At 64.5% G+C, this 15,761-nt stretch carries 12 protein-coding genes; 5 read left to right on the top strand and 7 right to left on the bottom strand.

What is annotated here, in order from left to right; genetic code table 11:
* Positions 1-131 precede the first annotated feature (131 nt).
* The gene (locus DL238_RS08055) at positions 132-470 is read left to right on the top strand and encodes a P-II family nitrogen regulator (RefSeq protein ID WP_115491782.1); all 339 of its coding nucleotides are present in this window, start codon (positions 132-134) and stop codon (positions 468-470) included.
* Positions 471-524: 54 nt separating this feature from the next.
* Positions 525-1,934, top strand: coding sequence for a type I glutamate--ammonia ligase (gene glnA / locus DL238_RS08050; RefSeq protein ID WP_115491781.1), 1,410 nt, complete (start codon positions 525-527; stop codon positions 1,932-1,934).
* Positions 1,935-2,009: 75 nt separating this feature from the next.
* Here the strand turns inward: glnA and DL238_RS08045 are convergent, their stop codons facing one another.
* The 7 genes from DL238_RS08045 to DL238_RS08015 all read right to left on the bottom strand — a co-directional run bounded on the left by DL238_RS08045 (position 2,010) and on the right by DL238_RS08015 (position 12,983).
* Positions 2,010-2,654, bottom strand: a complete 645-nt coding sequence (locus DL238_RS08045) for a hypothetical protein (RefSeq protein ID WP_115491780.1) — start codon at positions 2,652-2,654, stop codon at positions 2,010-2,012.
* The gene (locus tag DL238_RS08040; RefSeq protein ID WP_115491779.1) at positions 2,651-2,863 is read right to left on the bottom strand and encodes a helix-turn-helix transcriptional regulator; all 213 of its coding nucleotides are present in this window, start codon (positions 2,861-2,863) and stop codon (positions 2,651-2,653) included. The genes DL238_RS08045 and DL238_RS08040 overlap by 4 nt, the downstream gene beginning before the upstream one ends.
* Before the next feature lie 103 nt (positions 2,864-2,966).
* Positions 2,967-4,220: a glycosyltransferase gene (locus DL238_RS08035; protein ID WP_115491778.1), complete on the bottom strand. Its 1,254-nt coding sequence runs from the start codon at positions 4,218-4,220 to the stop codon at positions 2,967-2,969.
* A gap of 156 nt (positions 4,221-4,376) precedes the next feature.
* Positions 4,377-8,582, bottom strand: a complete 4,206-nt coding sequence (locus tag DL238_RS08030; protein ID WP_234031014.1) for a translocation/assembly module TamB domain-containing protein — start codon at positions 8,580-8,582, stop codon at positions 4,377-4,379.
* Positions 8,582-10,789 carry an autotransporter assembly complex protein TamA gene (locus DL238_RS08025; RefSeq protein WP_234031013.1) on the bottom strand — a complete coding sequence of 736 codons (2,208 nt, stop codon included), beginning with the start codon at positions 10,787-10,789 and terminating at the stop codon, positions 8,582-8,584. The genes DL238_RS08030 and DL238_RS08025 overlap by 1 nt, the downstream gene beginning before the upstream one ends.
* Complete coding sequence (locus DL238_RS08020; RefSeq protein ID WP_115491777.1) at positions 10,761-11,588, bottom strand: arginyltransferase; 828 nt, start codon at positions 11,586-11,588, stop codon at positions 10,761-10,763. The genes DL238_RS08025 and DL238_RS08020 overlap by 29 nt, the downstream gene beginning before the upstream one ends.
* 156 nt (positions 11,589-11,744) lie before the next feature.
* The gene (locus DL238_RS08015) at positions 11,745-12,983 is read right to left on the bottom strand and encodes a threonine ammonia-lyase (protein WP_115491776.1); all 1,239 of its coding nucleotides are present in this window, start codon (positions 12,981-12,983) and stop codon (positions 11,745-11,747) included.
* Positions 12,984-13,161: 178 nt separating this feature from the next.
* Here DL238_RS08015 and DL238_RS08010 point away from each other — a divergent pair, with 178 nt between their 5' ends.
* From DL238_RS08010 to DL238_RS08000, 3 genes are all read left to right on the top strand, one after another.
* Entirely contained in the window at positions 13,162-14,829 is a 1,668-nt protein-coding gene (locus tag DL238_RS08010) for an amidohydrolase (RefSeq protein WP_115492835.1), read from the top strand.
* 182 nt (positions 14,830-15,011) lie between these two features.
* Positions 15,012-15,230: a hypothetical protein gene (locus tag DL238_RS08005; protein WP_115491775.1), complete on the top strand. Its 219-nt coding sequence runs from the start codon at positions 15,012-15,014 to the stop codon at positions 15,228-15,230.
* A 150-nt stretch (positions 15,231-15,380) separates the two neighbouring features.
* On the top strand, positions 15,381-15,608 hold the full coding sequence (locus tag DL238_RS08000; RefSeq protein WP_115491774.1) for a hypothetical protein: 228 nt from the start codon (positions 15,381-15,383) through the stop codon (positions 15,606-15,608).
* Positions 15,609-15,761 lie beyond the last annotated feature (153 nt).

Genomic DNA, 15,761 nt, shown 5'->3' with positions numbered 1-15,761 from the left:
AGATTCCGGCAGCGATCGGCCCGGATTACGCAAAGAACTTGCCCCTTTATCGCAGTGCAACATTGCACTAGGCTCAATGTGACAAGCTGCCGACTCGCATCGGCATCGGCGTTCGGAGGACACCAGCCGCGGTGAAAAAGATCGAAGCGATCATCAAGCCCTTCAAGCTCGACGAGGTGAAGGAAGCGCTCCACGAGGTGGGCGTTTCGGGCATCACGGTGACCGAAGCCAAGGGCTTCGGCCGGCAGAAGGGCCATACCGAGCTGTATCGCGGCGCCGAGTATGTCGTCGATTTCCTTCCCAAGGTGAAACTCGAAGTGGTCGTGCCCGATGCGCTCGCCGAACGCGTCGTCGAAGCGATCTCCGGTGCCGCGCAGACCGGCCGGATCGGCGACGGCAAGATCTTTGTGTCATCCATCGAAAACGCACTCCGGATCCGTACCGGAGAGCGCGACGACGACGCCCTTTAACAAGGGCATCCCCTCCCCCGGCATCGCATGCCGGTCCCATCCGAAAGGAGCACCATGTCAACTGCCAGCGAGACTCTGAAGCAGATCAAGGAAAACGATATCGAGTGGGTCGACCTTCGATTCACCGATCCCAAGGGCAAGTGGCAGCATCTCACGATGGTCGCCAGCGTGCTGGGCGAGGATGAACTGGAAGACGGCCTGATGTTCGATGGATCGTCCATCGCCGGGTGGAAGGTCATCAACGAAAGCGACATGATCCTGCGGCCCGATCTGTCGCGGACCTACATCGATCCGTTCAGCGCGACACCGATGATGATCATCTTCTGCGACATCGTGGAGCCCAACACGGGCGACTGGTACGCGCGCGATCCCCGCTCCACCGCCAAGCGGGCGGAGAACTATCTCAAGTCGACCGGTATCGGCGACACCGTCTATGTCGGCCCGGAAGCCGAATTCTTCATGTTCGACGACGTGCGCTTCGAAGACGGCTACGCCGGATCGGGCTTCGCGATCGACGATGTCGAACTGCCTACCAACTCGGGCAAGGAATACGAGAGCGGCAACATGGCCCACCGGCCGCGTGCCAAGGGCGGCTACTTCCCCGTCGCCCCGGTCGACAGCGCCGTCGACATTCGCGGCGAGATGGTTTCGACCATGATCGAGATGGGCCTCGACTGCGACAAGCACCACCACGAGGTGGCGGCTGCGCAGCACGAACTGGGGCTCACCTTCTCGACCCTGACCGAAACCGCCGACCAGATGCAGATCTACAAGTATGTCGTGCACCAGGTCGCGCATCTGTACGGCAAGTCGGCCACCTTCATGCCCAAGCCGATCAAGGACGATAACGGCAGCGGCATGCACACCCACATGTCGATCTGGAAGGACGGCAAGCCGACATTCGCGGGCACCGGCTACGCCGGCCTGTCCGACAACTGCCTCTATTACATCGGCGGCGTCATCAAGCACGCCAAGGCCCTGAACGCCTTCACCAACCCGACCACCAACAGCTATAAGCGACTGGTGCCGGGCTTCGAGGCGCCGGTGCTGCTGGCATATTCTGCGCGCAACCGCTCCGCCTCGTGCCGCATCCCCTACGGGGCGGGCGACAAGGCGAAGCGCGTCGAGTTCCGCTTCCCCGATGCGATGGCCAACCCCTACCTCGCCTATTCGGCGCTGCTGATGGCGGGCCTCGACGGGATCACCAACAAGATCCACCCCGGCGAAGCGATGGACAAGAACCTCTACGACCTGCCGCCCGCCGAACTGGCGGACGTGCCGACCGTGTGCGGCAGCTTGCGCGAAGCACTGATCGCTCTTGAGGAAGACAACGAATTCCTGCTGAAGGGCGATGTGTTCACCAAGGACCAGATCGACGCCTATATCGAACTGAAGTGGGAAGAGGTCGTGCGGCTGGAAACGACCCCCTCGGCGGTCGAATTCGACATGTATTACAGCGCGTAAACCCGCGCCGATCCTTTCGGATCACCAGGAGGGCCGCCGGAGCATATCCGGCGGCCTTTTTGACGCCAGGACGGCTCAGCGGGGCTTGAGCATTCCGCGGGCGCCTGTGGCAACGAACGCCCCAACCAGCGTCATTGCCATGACCAGCGCGACAACCAGCTTGGCATCGAATGCCGGCCCGATGCCGTTCATCGCGAAGGCGCTCCACACCAGCAGCGTCACAAGGACAAGCGCCCCTGCAACGCTCGCTCCTTCCAGGCTGACCTGACGCATCAGCTCGTCCTGATATTTCCAGCTTTTCACGGTCAGAAGCCCCGCGATCGCCAAGGCACCGAGCACGCTTGCCACCGCGATTTCCACGGAGATCGGTTCTCCCGTGCCACTATTGGCGAGCACGATCATCATCGCGCCCAGAACGACATTGGCGAGCGAACTGGCGAGCAATGGCCGCCGACTCTCCACCAGTTCATCGCTATCCTCAACATTGAGAACCTTCGAACCGGCCCGGGGCATCAGCGTGCCGAGGCCGACCATCAGTCCCATTGCCAGATAAGCGAAGCCGACACCCGCCAGGATCAACGAAGAATCGCCAGCCTCGGCAGCATCTGTCCAGCGAAAGAGCAATGTAATCCCGAAAAAGCCAGCGAGCGCGCCGAACAGAGCCGAAACGAGCATCTTCTTGCGAGGATCGGGAGAGAACTGCTTCAAGCTCGGGCTCATGGATTTTTCTCCGGGGTCCAATCGTCGATAAACAGGTCCGGCACGGCGGCGGCGAACAGCTTTGCCATGCGCAGTGCCAGCGGGAGAGAGGGGTCGTACTTGTCGGTTTCGACCGCGTTGATCGTCTGGCGAGACACGCCGAGCCGCCGGGCAAGCTCGCCCTGGCTCCAGCCCGCGCCTTCGCGGTAGTGCTTCACACGGTTCTTCACCGGCCCATTCCCCCGGCAGCGCCCATCATGGGCGCTGACAAGAGCTCTTTACAGTCAAGAGCTCTTGTCAGTCAAGAGCTCTTGTCACCCCCAAACCTGCGCGTCAGGCGGTGCCGTTGAGGAACTTGTGGACCGGGCGGAAGCCCAGCGGACCGCGGCGCACACGTGCCTCGGCCGCGTCGAGCGCCTTAGGATAGATCGTGTCGAACAGATGGGTGAAGGTCGCGTCCCAGCTATATTCGCGCTCCACCACCGCACGCGCCTCGCGTCCCATGGCCTCTGCGCGCGCGGGCCAGATATTCTGCACCGCCTGCGCCATCGCATCGGTATTGCCGACGGGCACGAGCACGCCGTTGCTCGGCGACACGCGGCTCGGCATCGCGCCGCTGTCCACCCCGATCACCGGCAGCCCGCAAGCCTGCGCTTCGATGATCGAAATCCCGAAGGTCTCGCTCGGCATGGCCGACACGTAGACATCGGACGAGGCAAGCGCGCGCGCCATTTCGGTCCGCCCTTTGAGGAAGCCCGGGAACGCGACAGCCATGCCCTTTGCCGCTTCCTTCAGTTCAGGCGTCAGCTTGCCATCGCCCAGCATCACCAGCGCGGCATCGAGTTCGGCCGGCAGCTTGCGGAACATCTCGATCAGCTGGTCCGCACCTTTCTCGTAATCGATCCGTCCGGCGTAGATCAGCAGCGGCCCCTTGGTATGGTCCAGCCCCATCTCCGCCCGAAAGCCCGGATCGGCCTTGTCGGGGCTGAAGAGGTCGGCGTGCACACCCAGCTTCAGCCGATCGACATCGTGCACCTTCATCCGCGTCAGCGTTGGGATGCTGTCTTCGCCCAGCACATAGACCCTGTCGAATTCGCGATAGGTGATCTCGCCGTAGCAGCAGGCCTGCCACCGCCAGAAACGCGCGAGATGGCGACCGAACAGCTTCACCGCGACGCGATGGACCTGTGCCTCGGGAAAGTCCGTACGGTATCCCGCAACCAGCGCGGTTTCGGGGTAATGGCGGCGGTGGTTGATCGCGGTCCAGGGAAGCACCCACGGGCAAAGCGATTCGATGATGTCAGGCCGATACCGCTCGAGCACTTCGCGCACCGGTCCGGTCTTGGTGATGAAGCGGTAATTGGGGCTGTTCTCGATCCCGCCCGCCGCGATCTCGCACCAGATCAGACGTCCATCCTCGACGATCTTCGTCTCGGGCCCCGGCACGATCTGGAGCAGGCGGTGATTGGTGTTGTCACGTATGAAGCGCTGCTTTTCCTTCAGGTAGGTGCTGATCCCGCCCCCGCCCTTCGGGGAATAACTCTGGGTGAGATCGCACACCAGCAACTGATCTGTCGTCGAGGCCATAGGTCCGCCAAATGCCGTTTATCCATTTATCGGAGCGGCAGATGGTGGCTGCCATGCGTTTCGTCCATGCATCAGCCGCCTCATTTGCTCCACACCGAGATTTGTGTTGCCTTCGCGCAACTTGGGCGTTGCATGCTTGCGCCAGCTATCGCGACATCAGTAGTCCCGGCTCGCCTCGATAGACACGCTGTTGCGCCCGACGGTGGACACGGTCGCCAGCAGCGAGAGCCAGCTCGTGATGCGGAACTCGGCATCGGTCGCGCTATAGCCCTGCCCGTCCGTGATCAGTTCGACATAGAAGCGCCGCCCGATATTCTTGCCCAGCGCAATCGAGGTACCGCGATCGAGGACCGGATCGGCGGAGACGATCCGTAGCCGGTCGAGCCCAATCGCACTGCGCAACTGGTTGATCGGATCGAGTCCGCCACCGCCGCGCAGCGAGGCGACCGCTGCACCGAGTTGCACCGCATCGGTGGCAGAGAGGCTGGTGATCGAACCGCCAAACAGGAGCCGCGAGAGGATTTCCTCGTCGGGCAAGGCGGGGATCGAGCTGAACCTGATTTCGGGCTCGAGCGCGTTGCCGGTAATGTTCACCGTAACCTCGATCCCCTCGCTGTCGGTCTGTGCCTCGATATCGAGGCGAGGGTCGATCGCACGGCTCTGGTCGAATTCGATCCGGCCGCGGGTGACTTCGAAACGCGCGCCCGCGAAGGTGTAATCGCCCCGGATCAGGTTTGCCTCGCCTCCGATCCGCATCTCCTCCGTTGTGCCGCGCACGCGCACATCCGCGCTCCATTCGCTGTCGAGGCCGAGCCCGTCGACATCGACCCGGCTCGGCGCACGCGCATCGATCAGGAAGCGCCAGGGCGCCCCCGGTTCTTGCGGCTGGAAACGATCGCGGGGCAGATTGATCTCGCGCGTGGGAATGTTGGGAATCTCCACGGTTTCCGCGCCGTTGCCGAGCCTCCAGCTGGCCCGCTCGACCAGCAGGCGGCCCGCGATGGTGCCGCCGGAGCCGTTGGATACGATCCGCAGCGGGCCCGTGACCGTCGCATTCAGCCCGCGCGCATTGATCAGCTGCGCTTCGCGGGCGGCTGCCCGGATGTCGATTTCGGGACCGCGACCCGCACCGAGATTGGACAGATCGACCACCCCGCTGCCACTGATCGCGCCACCATTGGGTGCCGTTCCCTGGAAGCTGTTGATGCGCAGGCGCGACCCGGCGAAATCGCCGCGAACGGTCGCGTCGCGGATATCGGTGCCCGAAATCGAGCTTTGCACACGCAGGTCGTCGCTCGAAAGTGAGCCGCGCACGCTCGGGTTGGCGAGCGTTCCGCGCACGTCGGCGGCGACTGCGACCGGTCCGGAGAAGTCCAGAAGGTCGATCGCCGCGAGGCGCCAGAGCGATTGCGCGGGGCCGCGATAGCGCAACTGCGCCACGAGATCGCCGCTCTGCAATCTTTCGGCGAGACCGCCACTGCGAGGCAGTCCCGAGATGAGCGCCTGGACGCGTCCGCCTTCGGACCCGTTGTCCTCCAGCACCGCACGCGCCTGCAACCTGTCGGGATCGAGCCGCGCGACAAGCGAGAGGTCGATCGGTCGCGACGCGAGGATCACGCCCGAGCGGGTGAAGCCATCCACCCGCACGCGCGCTTCGCCCGTCGGCAGGCCGCCTTCGGGCGCGGCATAGGTGATCGCGCCGGAGATGGTACCGCCCAGCCCGGCATCGCCGAGGACGATATCGGCGACCGAGAGCGGTATCTGTTCGACATCGAGAGCGACCCGCGTCTCCCCGCCGCCCAGCTGGCCTTCTGCGATCAGATAGCCATCGCCGAAATTGACCTGCGTGCGCTGCAGGTTCCAGCCGCCATCCTCGCCCGTAGTCAGGACGGCGCGACGCGGCATCGAGACATCGCGCCCCGCAAGGTTGCCCCGCGCCGCCACCGCAATCCGCTCCGGCGCGATATCCGCGGCAAGCTGCAAGGCAAAGCCACGCCCGCGCCGCCCGGCGATCGCGCCGTTGACGCTCCCCCGGCCGTTCACCAGCTCGGCATCGGCGGTCAGGCGCCCGATGAAGAGCGAGCCATAGCGGATGCCCTGCCCGTCGGCCTCGCCCCGAATGGTCGAGTTCCCGTCGACGATAAGGCCGCTGGCATCGATATCGGCAATCGCGATCGAGAGCGCGTTGGGCCCGCCGAATTGCGCATTCCTTGCCGCGAGCGTGACATCGAAAGCCTGGCCACCCTCGCGAGAGCTGAGTTCGATCGTTCCGTCGAGACCGCCACCGGCCAATGCGATCTGCCCGGCGGCCGCGCCATCGAGCAGCGTGATCTCTCCGGTCAGCTCGGTCTCGGCGACGGTCAGACGCTGGATCGCAAGACGCGTGGGACCACCCGCAGGGGAGTAGAGGCCGAGTTCACCGTCGAAGGCACCCAGCATCGACTCGCCTTCGGTCTCGATCCCGAAGCCTTCTTCGATCGGACTGATGGCAACGCGCACGTCGCGCAGGCCCGCCGCAGGCAGCGGACTGGCGAAGACAAGGACTGCTTCGGGCCCCGCATCGGTCAGCGACGCCTCGACCGTGAATGGGCCGTAGTCCGCCTGCCGCCCGCGTCCGGCGACCCGCGTGGTGCCCGGCGCCACCTGCCCGTCGATCACCATGGTGAGCTTGCGCGAATCGATCCGCACTTGGCGGAAATCGATCGGCGCGTTCTGCGCGAGCGACACGCCGCCCGAAAAATCGATCAGCGGACCCGCGAGATTGGCGAGCGTGTCATTGGTGACGCGCGGGATCTGGCCGCGCACATCGGCGGAAAGGCGCCAGGCTCCGTCGAAAACGAAGTCGATCGTGCCGCCCGCGTTGACGCGCCCGACCTGCTCGAACAGCAGCCCGTTGACCGCGGCCGGGCCGCGCACCTGCCAGCGGTTGTTTGCGATATCGCCGCGCAGCGACAATTGCGCGCTCGCGTCGGGGAAATTTATCCGGAGGGAATCGGAGAGCAATTCGCGCCCAGTATAAACCAGCTGGCCGTTAACAGTACCGTTGACCAGCCGCGGGTCGGCCAGCTCGTTGCCGGTCGCGATCCGGCCGACGCTTGCGTCCACGGGAATCACCCAGCGGCTGCCGTCGTAGGTGACCGTACCCTCTTGCGCGATACCGGTGATCGTGGTGGTCCCGGCGGAGAAACGATCCGCGACCAGCCGGAAGGGAACCGAAAGATCGCGGAAGGCCCCGTCGATCGTGCCGGAGGCCTGTGCGCCTTCGATGCGGAAACTGTCGCCGAACAGCTGCGGGTCGCGCAGATCGGCGACGAACTCGATGCCATCGGCGCTGTTGTCCGCCAGATCGGCGGTGCCTTCCGCGACCAGACCGATGCCCTGCCCAAACAGTTCGAGCCGACCGTCGATCATCCGGTCCGCAAAAGTGCCGGAGGCATCGATCCGCGTGTCCGGCCCCAGCGCGCGCTGCGGAATCCCGGTCAGGAAAGGCGAGGTATCGGCCTGGCCGACAATGCCGTAGGTGCCATCATCCAGCGTCAGGTCGAAAGCAGCCACCCGTTCTCCGTCGCGGTTGACGAGCAGCCTGCCCGCCCAGTCGCTCCACGTGCCCTCACCCGCAAGACGCGCGGCATAGGCGCCATCGAGACCGGTAAGGCTGGTGATCACCCCGCCCTCGGGCGCATCGATGCGCACGTCGGCATCGAAGATGTCGCCATCGGGCTCGGCCGTCAGGTCGAGCACCAGCCGATCGCCTTCGCCGAAGCGCCCGTCGGCTTGGACTATCGCGCGGCCCTGCCGGATATCGGCGCTGCCCGAAAGATTGACGCGCCGCCGCTCGTCCCCCGCAAGTCCGGGCGCGAGCGTCCAGTCGACGAGTTCGAACGCTCCGATGTCGATATTGAACTGCGGCAGCACGGGTGCGTCGGGATCGCCCGGATTAAGCTCGGGCAAACGCAGGACCTCGCCGCGCTCGGCACGGATGGAATCGATGTCGAGCCCGCTGGTCAGCCACGCGAGCGGATGCCATTCCACTTCGGCGCGCGGCACGGTGAGGAAAACGCCCTGCGGATCGGACAGCGCCAGATCGTGCAGAACGACGTCGCTGTAAATATTGCCCTCTATCCGGCCGATCGAGATGCCCAGGCCCGTTTCGGGCTCGATATTTGCGACCTGTTCGACGATCCAGCGCTTGCCGATCGGCGTATTGAGGCCGAGCAGGAAACCCGCGACCAGCAGCGCCAGCACGGCGACGATGCCGATCGCCCACCTGGCGATCCGGCCCGACACGCTCTTGCGGCGCGGTGCGTCCTCGTCTGCCCGCTGCTCGGCCACGGCATCTTCGCTCATCGGGGTATCGACCATCAGAAGGCCTGCCCAAGGCTGACATAGACCGCGACGAAGCTGTCGCTCGGCCGCGGGTTGACCGGAAATGCCACGTCGAGCCTGAGCGGGCCGAACCCGGTGAGGTAACGCACGCCCAGCCCGGCGCCGATCCGAATGTCCTCGAAGTCGGGATATTGCTGGGTGCTGACCGACCCGGCGTCCACGAACGGCACCACCTGCACCGCACCGTTGAAAAGGGGCGTGGGAATGCGTGCTTCGGCCGACAGTTCGAGCAGCGAGCGCCCGCCGGTCGGATCGCCATCCTCGTTACGCGGGCCAACCTCGCGGAAGCCGTAGCCGCGCACCGACCCGCCGCCACCGGCGAAAAAGCGGCGCGAGGGCGCGATATTGCCGAGCGGCGCTCCGTTGATCGAACCCAAGCGGATCCGGCCCGCCAGAATGGGACCATCATCGCCGATCTGTCGATAATAGGACGCATCGGCCTGGTTGCGGATGTAGAAGCTCTGCATGCCTTCGGTATGCGAAACCTCGGGCGAGGCACGCATCGAGACGCGGAAGCCCTCGGTGGGATTGAGCAGGTCGTCACTGGTATCGATCTGCGCGAAGCCCGGCACCGCGGCGACGAAATAGGTCTGTCGTTCGGGCGGTTCTGGGTCGATCAGATCGCTGTTATCGCTGTCGAAGGCCAAGCGCTCGTCCGAAGCCACGAGTTCCAGCCCTATGCTCCAGCTGAACGGCTTCTGGAACAGAAGCGTCGAAGGGCGTTCGTAGGTGCCGATGAAGCCTGCGGTGTTGGCAGCGAAGGCCGCATTGTCGAGCGAGCCGGCGAAGGCGTCGAGCGTCAGGATTCGGTCGCGCCCGCCGAAATTGCTCTTGCGGAAGGTGACGCCGAGCAGCTGCTCCTGCGTGCCTGCGATTCCGCGCACGCGCAGCGCGCCTTCGGGCGGGAAGAGGTTGCGATGCTCCCAGCTGGCCGCGATCCGGAAGCCTTCCTCGGTGCCGTAGCCGATCGCGCCCGCAATCGTGCGCAACTCAGCTTCGGTCAGGCCGACATTCATGTCGACGGTACCCGGCGATCCGTCGGTCGGCGGTTCGGCTTCGACCGGCGTGATCGTGACCGAAGAGACCAGCCCGGTGGCGATGATCGCCCGGCGCAGGTCCTGCTCCAGCTCGCGGCTGTAGAGGTCGCCCGGCTCGAACCGCGCGATCGAGGCGAGATGCTCGCTCGACAGGAAATCGGGCAGGTCGGAGATGACGCGACCGAAATTGTACTGCCCGTTCGGGCGCACCGGCATGGTCAGGTCGCTTTGCGTGCGGGCGTGATCGATCAGCAGTTCCGGGCCGTCGATCTCGGCGAAGGGAAAGCCGGTATTGCCGAGCGTGACGTCGAGGTCCGCGCGCTCGCGAATAATCTCGTAACTGTCCACAAAATCACCGGGGAAAAGCCCGAACGACTGGCGCAGGACCCGCGAATCGGGCGCCTGCTCGAGCGCGCCCAGGTCGATCTCGCCGAAGCGGAAACGCTCGCCCGGCAGGATGTTGAAGCGCACCTGCGGGCGCGTGTCCGACCCGTCGATCAGGTTGGGGCCGACCTCACGAATGATCTCGCCGTCGTAATAGCCATAGGCGCGGAGCAGGCGGGTGAGGATTTCCTGGTCTTCGCGCGCGCGCGCGCCGAGCTGGCCGACATTCGCTTCGGTATCGCCGTAGGCCTCGATCGAGGACAGCGTTTCGAACTGCGAGACGAATTCGTCCTGCTGTGGAAACGCACCCGGTTCGGAAGGGAAGGCCAATGCCAACTGTTCGGTAAGATCCACGACGACCGGATCGATCAGCATTGGCCCCGATTCGAGCGGATTGTCTTCGCTGAACTCGGCCGATCCGTCGTCTTCGACCTGCTCGACATCGGGCAGTTCGAGGGGGGCGGGCCATTCGATGGTCAGGCCGGGCAGTTCCGACAGCGGGCTTTCCGGTTCGAGCTCGGGCAGATCGGCCGGGAAAGGATCGGGACCATCGATCGGAGAGGGTTCTTCGGGCGGAATGCCGTCGGCCGCCCAGCTTTCGGGATCGTCCAGCGCTTCGTCGGGGATCAGCGCCTCGAGCTCTGCATTGGCATCGCGGTCCTGCGCCAGCGCAGCCGCAGACTGGCCCGCAAGGACGAGCGCTATTGCGGAAAGGCAGGCAGAACGAAGCGGCCTAGCGGCTGACGGCGAGCGCCTTGTCACCCGAGCCGGCGGCACCGCAAGAGGCATTGCCGCGCACTGCATCGCGAATGAGGCGATCCTGCTCTTCGGTGCTGAGCCGGCGCCATCCGCGTGGACCGAGGCGTTCGAGCGGTCGGTAGCGGATCTTGTATTGCATGCGCGGCGATCCTTCGACCCAGTAGCCGAGGTAGACGTAAGGGAGGCCTTCGTCGGCAGCGCGCCGGATGTGATCGAGAATGATGTAGTTGCCAAGACCGGAGCGTACCTCATCATCGGCGTCATAGAAGCTGTAGATCATCGACAGCCCGTCGCCTTGGCGGTCGGTCAGACACGCCCCTACCAGCCGCCCAACCGATCCATCGGTTGTGGGTTCCCTGTATTCAAGCACATAGCTCGAAACAGGCGTGTGCTCCACCATATCCGCGTAGTCAACTTCGTCCATTCGCGTCATCCCGCCTTCGGGGTGGCGCTTGGAGAGGTAATCGCGCAGCAATTCGAACTGTTCGCTGGTCGCCCAGGGGCGGCATTCGGTCACCACGAGATCGCTGTTGCGCTTGAGGATCCGCTTCTGCGCCTTCGACGGGGCGAATTCGTTGGCCACTACGCGGACCGAGACGCAGGCCTGGCAGTCGGCGCAGCTGGGCCGATAGGCAACTGTCTGGCTGCGCCGGAAACCGATCCGCCCAAGCGCTTCGTTGAGCTGTTCCGAATGCGGTCCCTTGAGCTCGGTGAACACCTTCCGCTCGGTCTTTCCCGCAAGATAGGGGCAAGGCGCGGGGCTCGTCACGAAGAAGCGGGGGAAACGAACGGGGGCAGTCACGGCTAGGCCTGGCGCTCCTGCGGGCGAATGTGAATCGAGTGATCGGCGGCTAGGCAGCGGTATGCCTCAGGCAGAGCTATCGAGAAAGGGTCTTAACCACGAAGTAAGGTTAACCGGTTCTAATTTTGCACATGCGTACAATACCGAATCCCTTGATCAGGCAAGCTCGATTGCGTGGACGTCGTACCCTGCACCGCGCATATCCGCGATCAGGGCATCGACCTGGCTCTTGTTGCGCGCCTCGCACTCGATATCGGTGATGAGGCCCTTCGCCGGCAGCTTCGTGAACACGCGCTGGTGATAGACCTCGATGATATTGACGTTGTGCCGCTCGAACAGGCTGATGACCTTATGCAGCGAGCCCGGCTGATCCTTAAGCGAGATGCGCAGCCGCGCGAGTCGTCCCTCACGAGCCAGATTGCGCAGCAGCACGGTGGCGAGCAGGCGCGAATCGATGTTGCCCCCGCACAGCGGCAGCCCGATCTTCTTGCCCGCGAATTTTTCCTTGTTCGCCATCACCGCGCCGAGCCCTGCCGCACCCGCGCCTTCGACCACGGTTTTCTCGATCTGCAGCAGCAGCGCGACAGCATGTTCGAGGTGCGGCTCGTCGACCAGCAGTATTTCGTCGACCCGCTCCTTGATGATCGCACGGGTGAAGGTGCCCGGCTCTTTCACCGCGATCCCCTCGGCCAGCGTATCGCCGCCGATCGCCATCGACACTCCACCCAGCACGTTGTGCATCGAAGGGAAGAGCGCGGCCTCGACCCCGACGATATGCATGTCAGGGTTCAGCGCCCTGGCGACCGTCGACATGCCGCTCAACAGGCCGCCGCCACCGATTGGCACGACCATGCAGTCGAGATCGGGCTGGTCCTCCAGCATTTCGAGCGCGACGGTGCCCGCCCCTGCGGCGACGTCGGGATCGTCGAAGGGGTGCACGAAGGTCAGCCCCCGCTCCTGCTCCAGCGCGCGAGCATGCGCGTAGGCATCGTCGAAAGTTTCGCCGTGCAGCTCGACCTGACCGCCGACACTTTCGGTCTGCATCACTTTCACCGCGGGCGTCGTGCGCGGCATGACGATGGTGACTGGCACGCCCAGCCGTGTGCCATGGTAGGAAAGCCCCTGGCTGTGATTGCCGGCCGAGGCGGCAATGACGCCGCGCGCGCGCCGCTCTTCATCCAACAGCAGAAGCGCGTTGAGCGCTCCCCGCTCCTTGTAGGCAGCGGTGAACTGCAGATTCTCGAACTTGAGCCAGATTTCCGCCCCGGCAATTCCCGACAGCGTCTGCGAGTGCAGCATGGGGGTTCGCACGACCGAGCCTGCAATACGCTGCTGCGCGGCGCGGACGTCATCGATGGTGAGCTGGTCGAGCGGATTGGAAACCGGAGCTGTCATGGGCCGCTGCCTATCGTCGCGAATGCGGCCTCGCAATGAAATGTGTTCCGGCCGACGAATTGTTGTGCGCGCTCCGCCCCGCCAGCGTATGTCGGCGGGCCCATTGGCAGGCTGGCGCATCGGCGGTACGCCTGCATCCAATCGCACGAACATCATCCCTCAAAAGCAGACCTTTTCCATGAAGCTCTTTTCAAAGCTCGGCGTGTCGCTCGCCGCCATCTGCGCTGCATCGGTGAGCGTCCCCGCCAGTGCCGACGTCCTGATCGATAACGTCCAGGGCATCCGGATCGACGAGGACGGCGACATCGATCGTTTCACCGGCCTGTGGGTGGACGACGACGGCACGATCATCGAAGTGCTCGACAAGGGTGACGATCGCCCCGAGCGCCCGACCTACCTCTCCGACATGAAGGGCCAGATCATCGTGCCGGGCATGATCGATGCACACCTGCACGTGATGGGCATCGGCTTCGGCGCGCTGACACTGGACCTGTCGCAGACGGGCTCGCTCGAGGAGGCGCTCGCGCTGATCGAGCAGTTCGCGCGGGAGAACCCGGGGCGCCCGTGGATCCTGGGCCGTGGCTGGAATCAGGAGGAATGGGACCTCGGCCGGTTCCCCACCGCCCAGGAACTGGACCGCGCCGTCGCAGGCAGGCCCGTTCTGCTGGAGCGTGTCGACGGACATGCAAGCTGGGCGAACACGACCGCGCTGGAAATGGCGGGGATTACCGCGGAGACCGAAGACCCCGCCGGAGGACGCATCGAACGCGATGCGTCCGGCGCGCCGACCGGCGTCTTCGTCGATGCGGCGGCCGAGCTTGTCCAGAAAGTGGTGCCCGAACCGCGCGGCGTCGATCTCGACCTCGCGCTGCAGGAAGCGCAGAAAACCCTGCTGTCGCAGGGGATCACCGCCGCCGCAGACATGGGCACCACGATGGCGGACTGGCAGACCTATCGCCGCGCGGGCGACACCGGCCAGCTGCGCATCCGGATCATGTCCTACGCTGCCGGGATCGAGGCGATGGAAGCGATCGGCGGGACCGGGCCGACTCCCTGGCTGTACGATGACCGGCTGCGTCTGAACGGGGTGAAGCTCTACCTCGACGGCGCGCTCGGCTCGCGCGGCGCATGGCTCAAGCAGCCCTATTCCGACGACCCAGAGAACACCGGTCTGCCCCTGCTGACCGACGCGCAGCTGCGCAACATGATGAGCCGGGCCGCGCTCGAGAATTATCAGGTGGCGGTGCATGCGATCGGCGATGCCGCCAATGCCGAAGCGCTTTCTGCGATCGAGGAGTTGTCCGAAAGCTACAAGGGCGACCGGCGCTGGCGGATCGAACATGCGCAGATCATCGACCCGGCCGATATCGAGCGATTCGGCGAATACGGGATCATTGCCTCGGTCCAGCCGGTCCATCAGACATCGGACCGGTTGATGGCCGCAGCGCGATTGGGTCAGAATCGCCTGGCGGGGGCCTATGCATGGTCGAGCCTCGAGGACGCCGGCGCGCGCCTCGCGCTCGGCTCGGATGCACCGGTCGAATCGGCCAATCCCTTCGTCGGGCTCGCCGTGGCGATGTCGCGGATCGACGGCGATGGCCTACCGCCCGGGGGGTGGATGCCGGCCGAACGGCTTTCGCGCCTCGAAGCTTGGCAGGGCTTCACCAGCGACGCCGCTTATGCCGGAATGGCCGAGGGACGCTTCGGGCGACTGGTCGAAGGGGAACGCGCCGACTTCGTCGTAATCGATCGGGATATCTCTCGCATCTCACCCGAAGCGATCCGGGACACCGAGGTGCTGGAGACCTGGGTTGGTGGAACGCGGGCTTACCGCAAAGGCGACTAGGCACATTAAACCGCCCAAGATCAGAGGCTCTTCGGTTATCGCAGGAACCTGGTAATCAAATTTACACACGCCCGGCGTAACGCGCCCTCGATTGCTTGGCGGGGGTGGCCAGCGCGCGCCGAGCGTGTGCATTGCTTCTGATCGCTCAGGTTTCGCCGCAAGGCTGCAAGGAGATTTGGAAAATGCACAAATTTGCCCTACTCGCCACTGCGCTGGTCCTCGCCAGCGCCCCGCTTGCCGCGGAATCGCTTGCACGCACGGCGGCGCCGGTCGAAGGCGATAGTGAACTGGGTGGCGGGCCCGGCGTGATCCTCGGCGCGATCGGCCTCGCCGCGGTTGTCGCCACGGTCCTGCTTGTCACCGAAAACGACGATGACGTGGACCTGCCGACCAGCGCCTGAAACAAAGTCCAAAACCGAGCGTTGCTATTAGGCAACAACAGATTGCACCGTTGCTTTTAGGGAATTTTTCGGATTGCATTCGATCCGGAAAACAGCCATTAGCCCGCCGACAGTTTTGAAAAACAAGAATACACCCAAGGAGACGTTCGTATGAAGATCCGCACCATGGCCGCTGCCGCTGCCGCTTTGTCGCTCGCTGCAGCCCCTGCGGTTGCTGAAGTTTCGTTCGATCGCGCTTCGGCTCCGGTCGAAGGCGAAAGCGAACTTGGTGGCGGCGCCCTCCTCGGCGCGCTTGCGGTTGCCGCGATCATCGCCGGTGTCGTGGTTGCTGCCAGCGACGAAGACAACGACGAAGTTCCCGACGCCGTCAGCCCGTAAGTCCACCGCGACTTACCGAGTTACGAAGAAGGGCTCCCGTTTCGGGGGCCCTTTTTTGTTGTCTGATATGACTTGCCGAGATTTCCGTGCTCGAACGCATTGCCCGACACCGCACTTCCGTGTCGTTCTAGAAGCCCGCGAAGCAGATCGCCT

Source organism: Alteriqipengyuania lutimaris (assembly GCF_003363135.1).
In the GTDB taxonomy this organism is placed as follows: Bacteria; Pseudomonadota; Alphaproteobacteria; order Sphingomonadales; family Sphingomonadaceae; genus Alteriqipengyuania; species Alteriqipengyuania lutimaris.
Note: the sequence above shows the minus strand (reverse complement) of the source record. Positions and strands in the feature narration are given on the sequence as shown.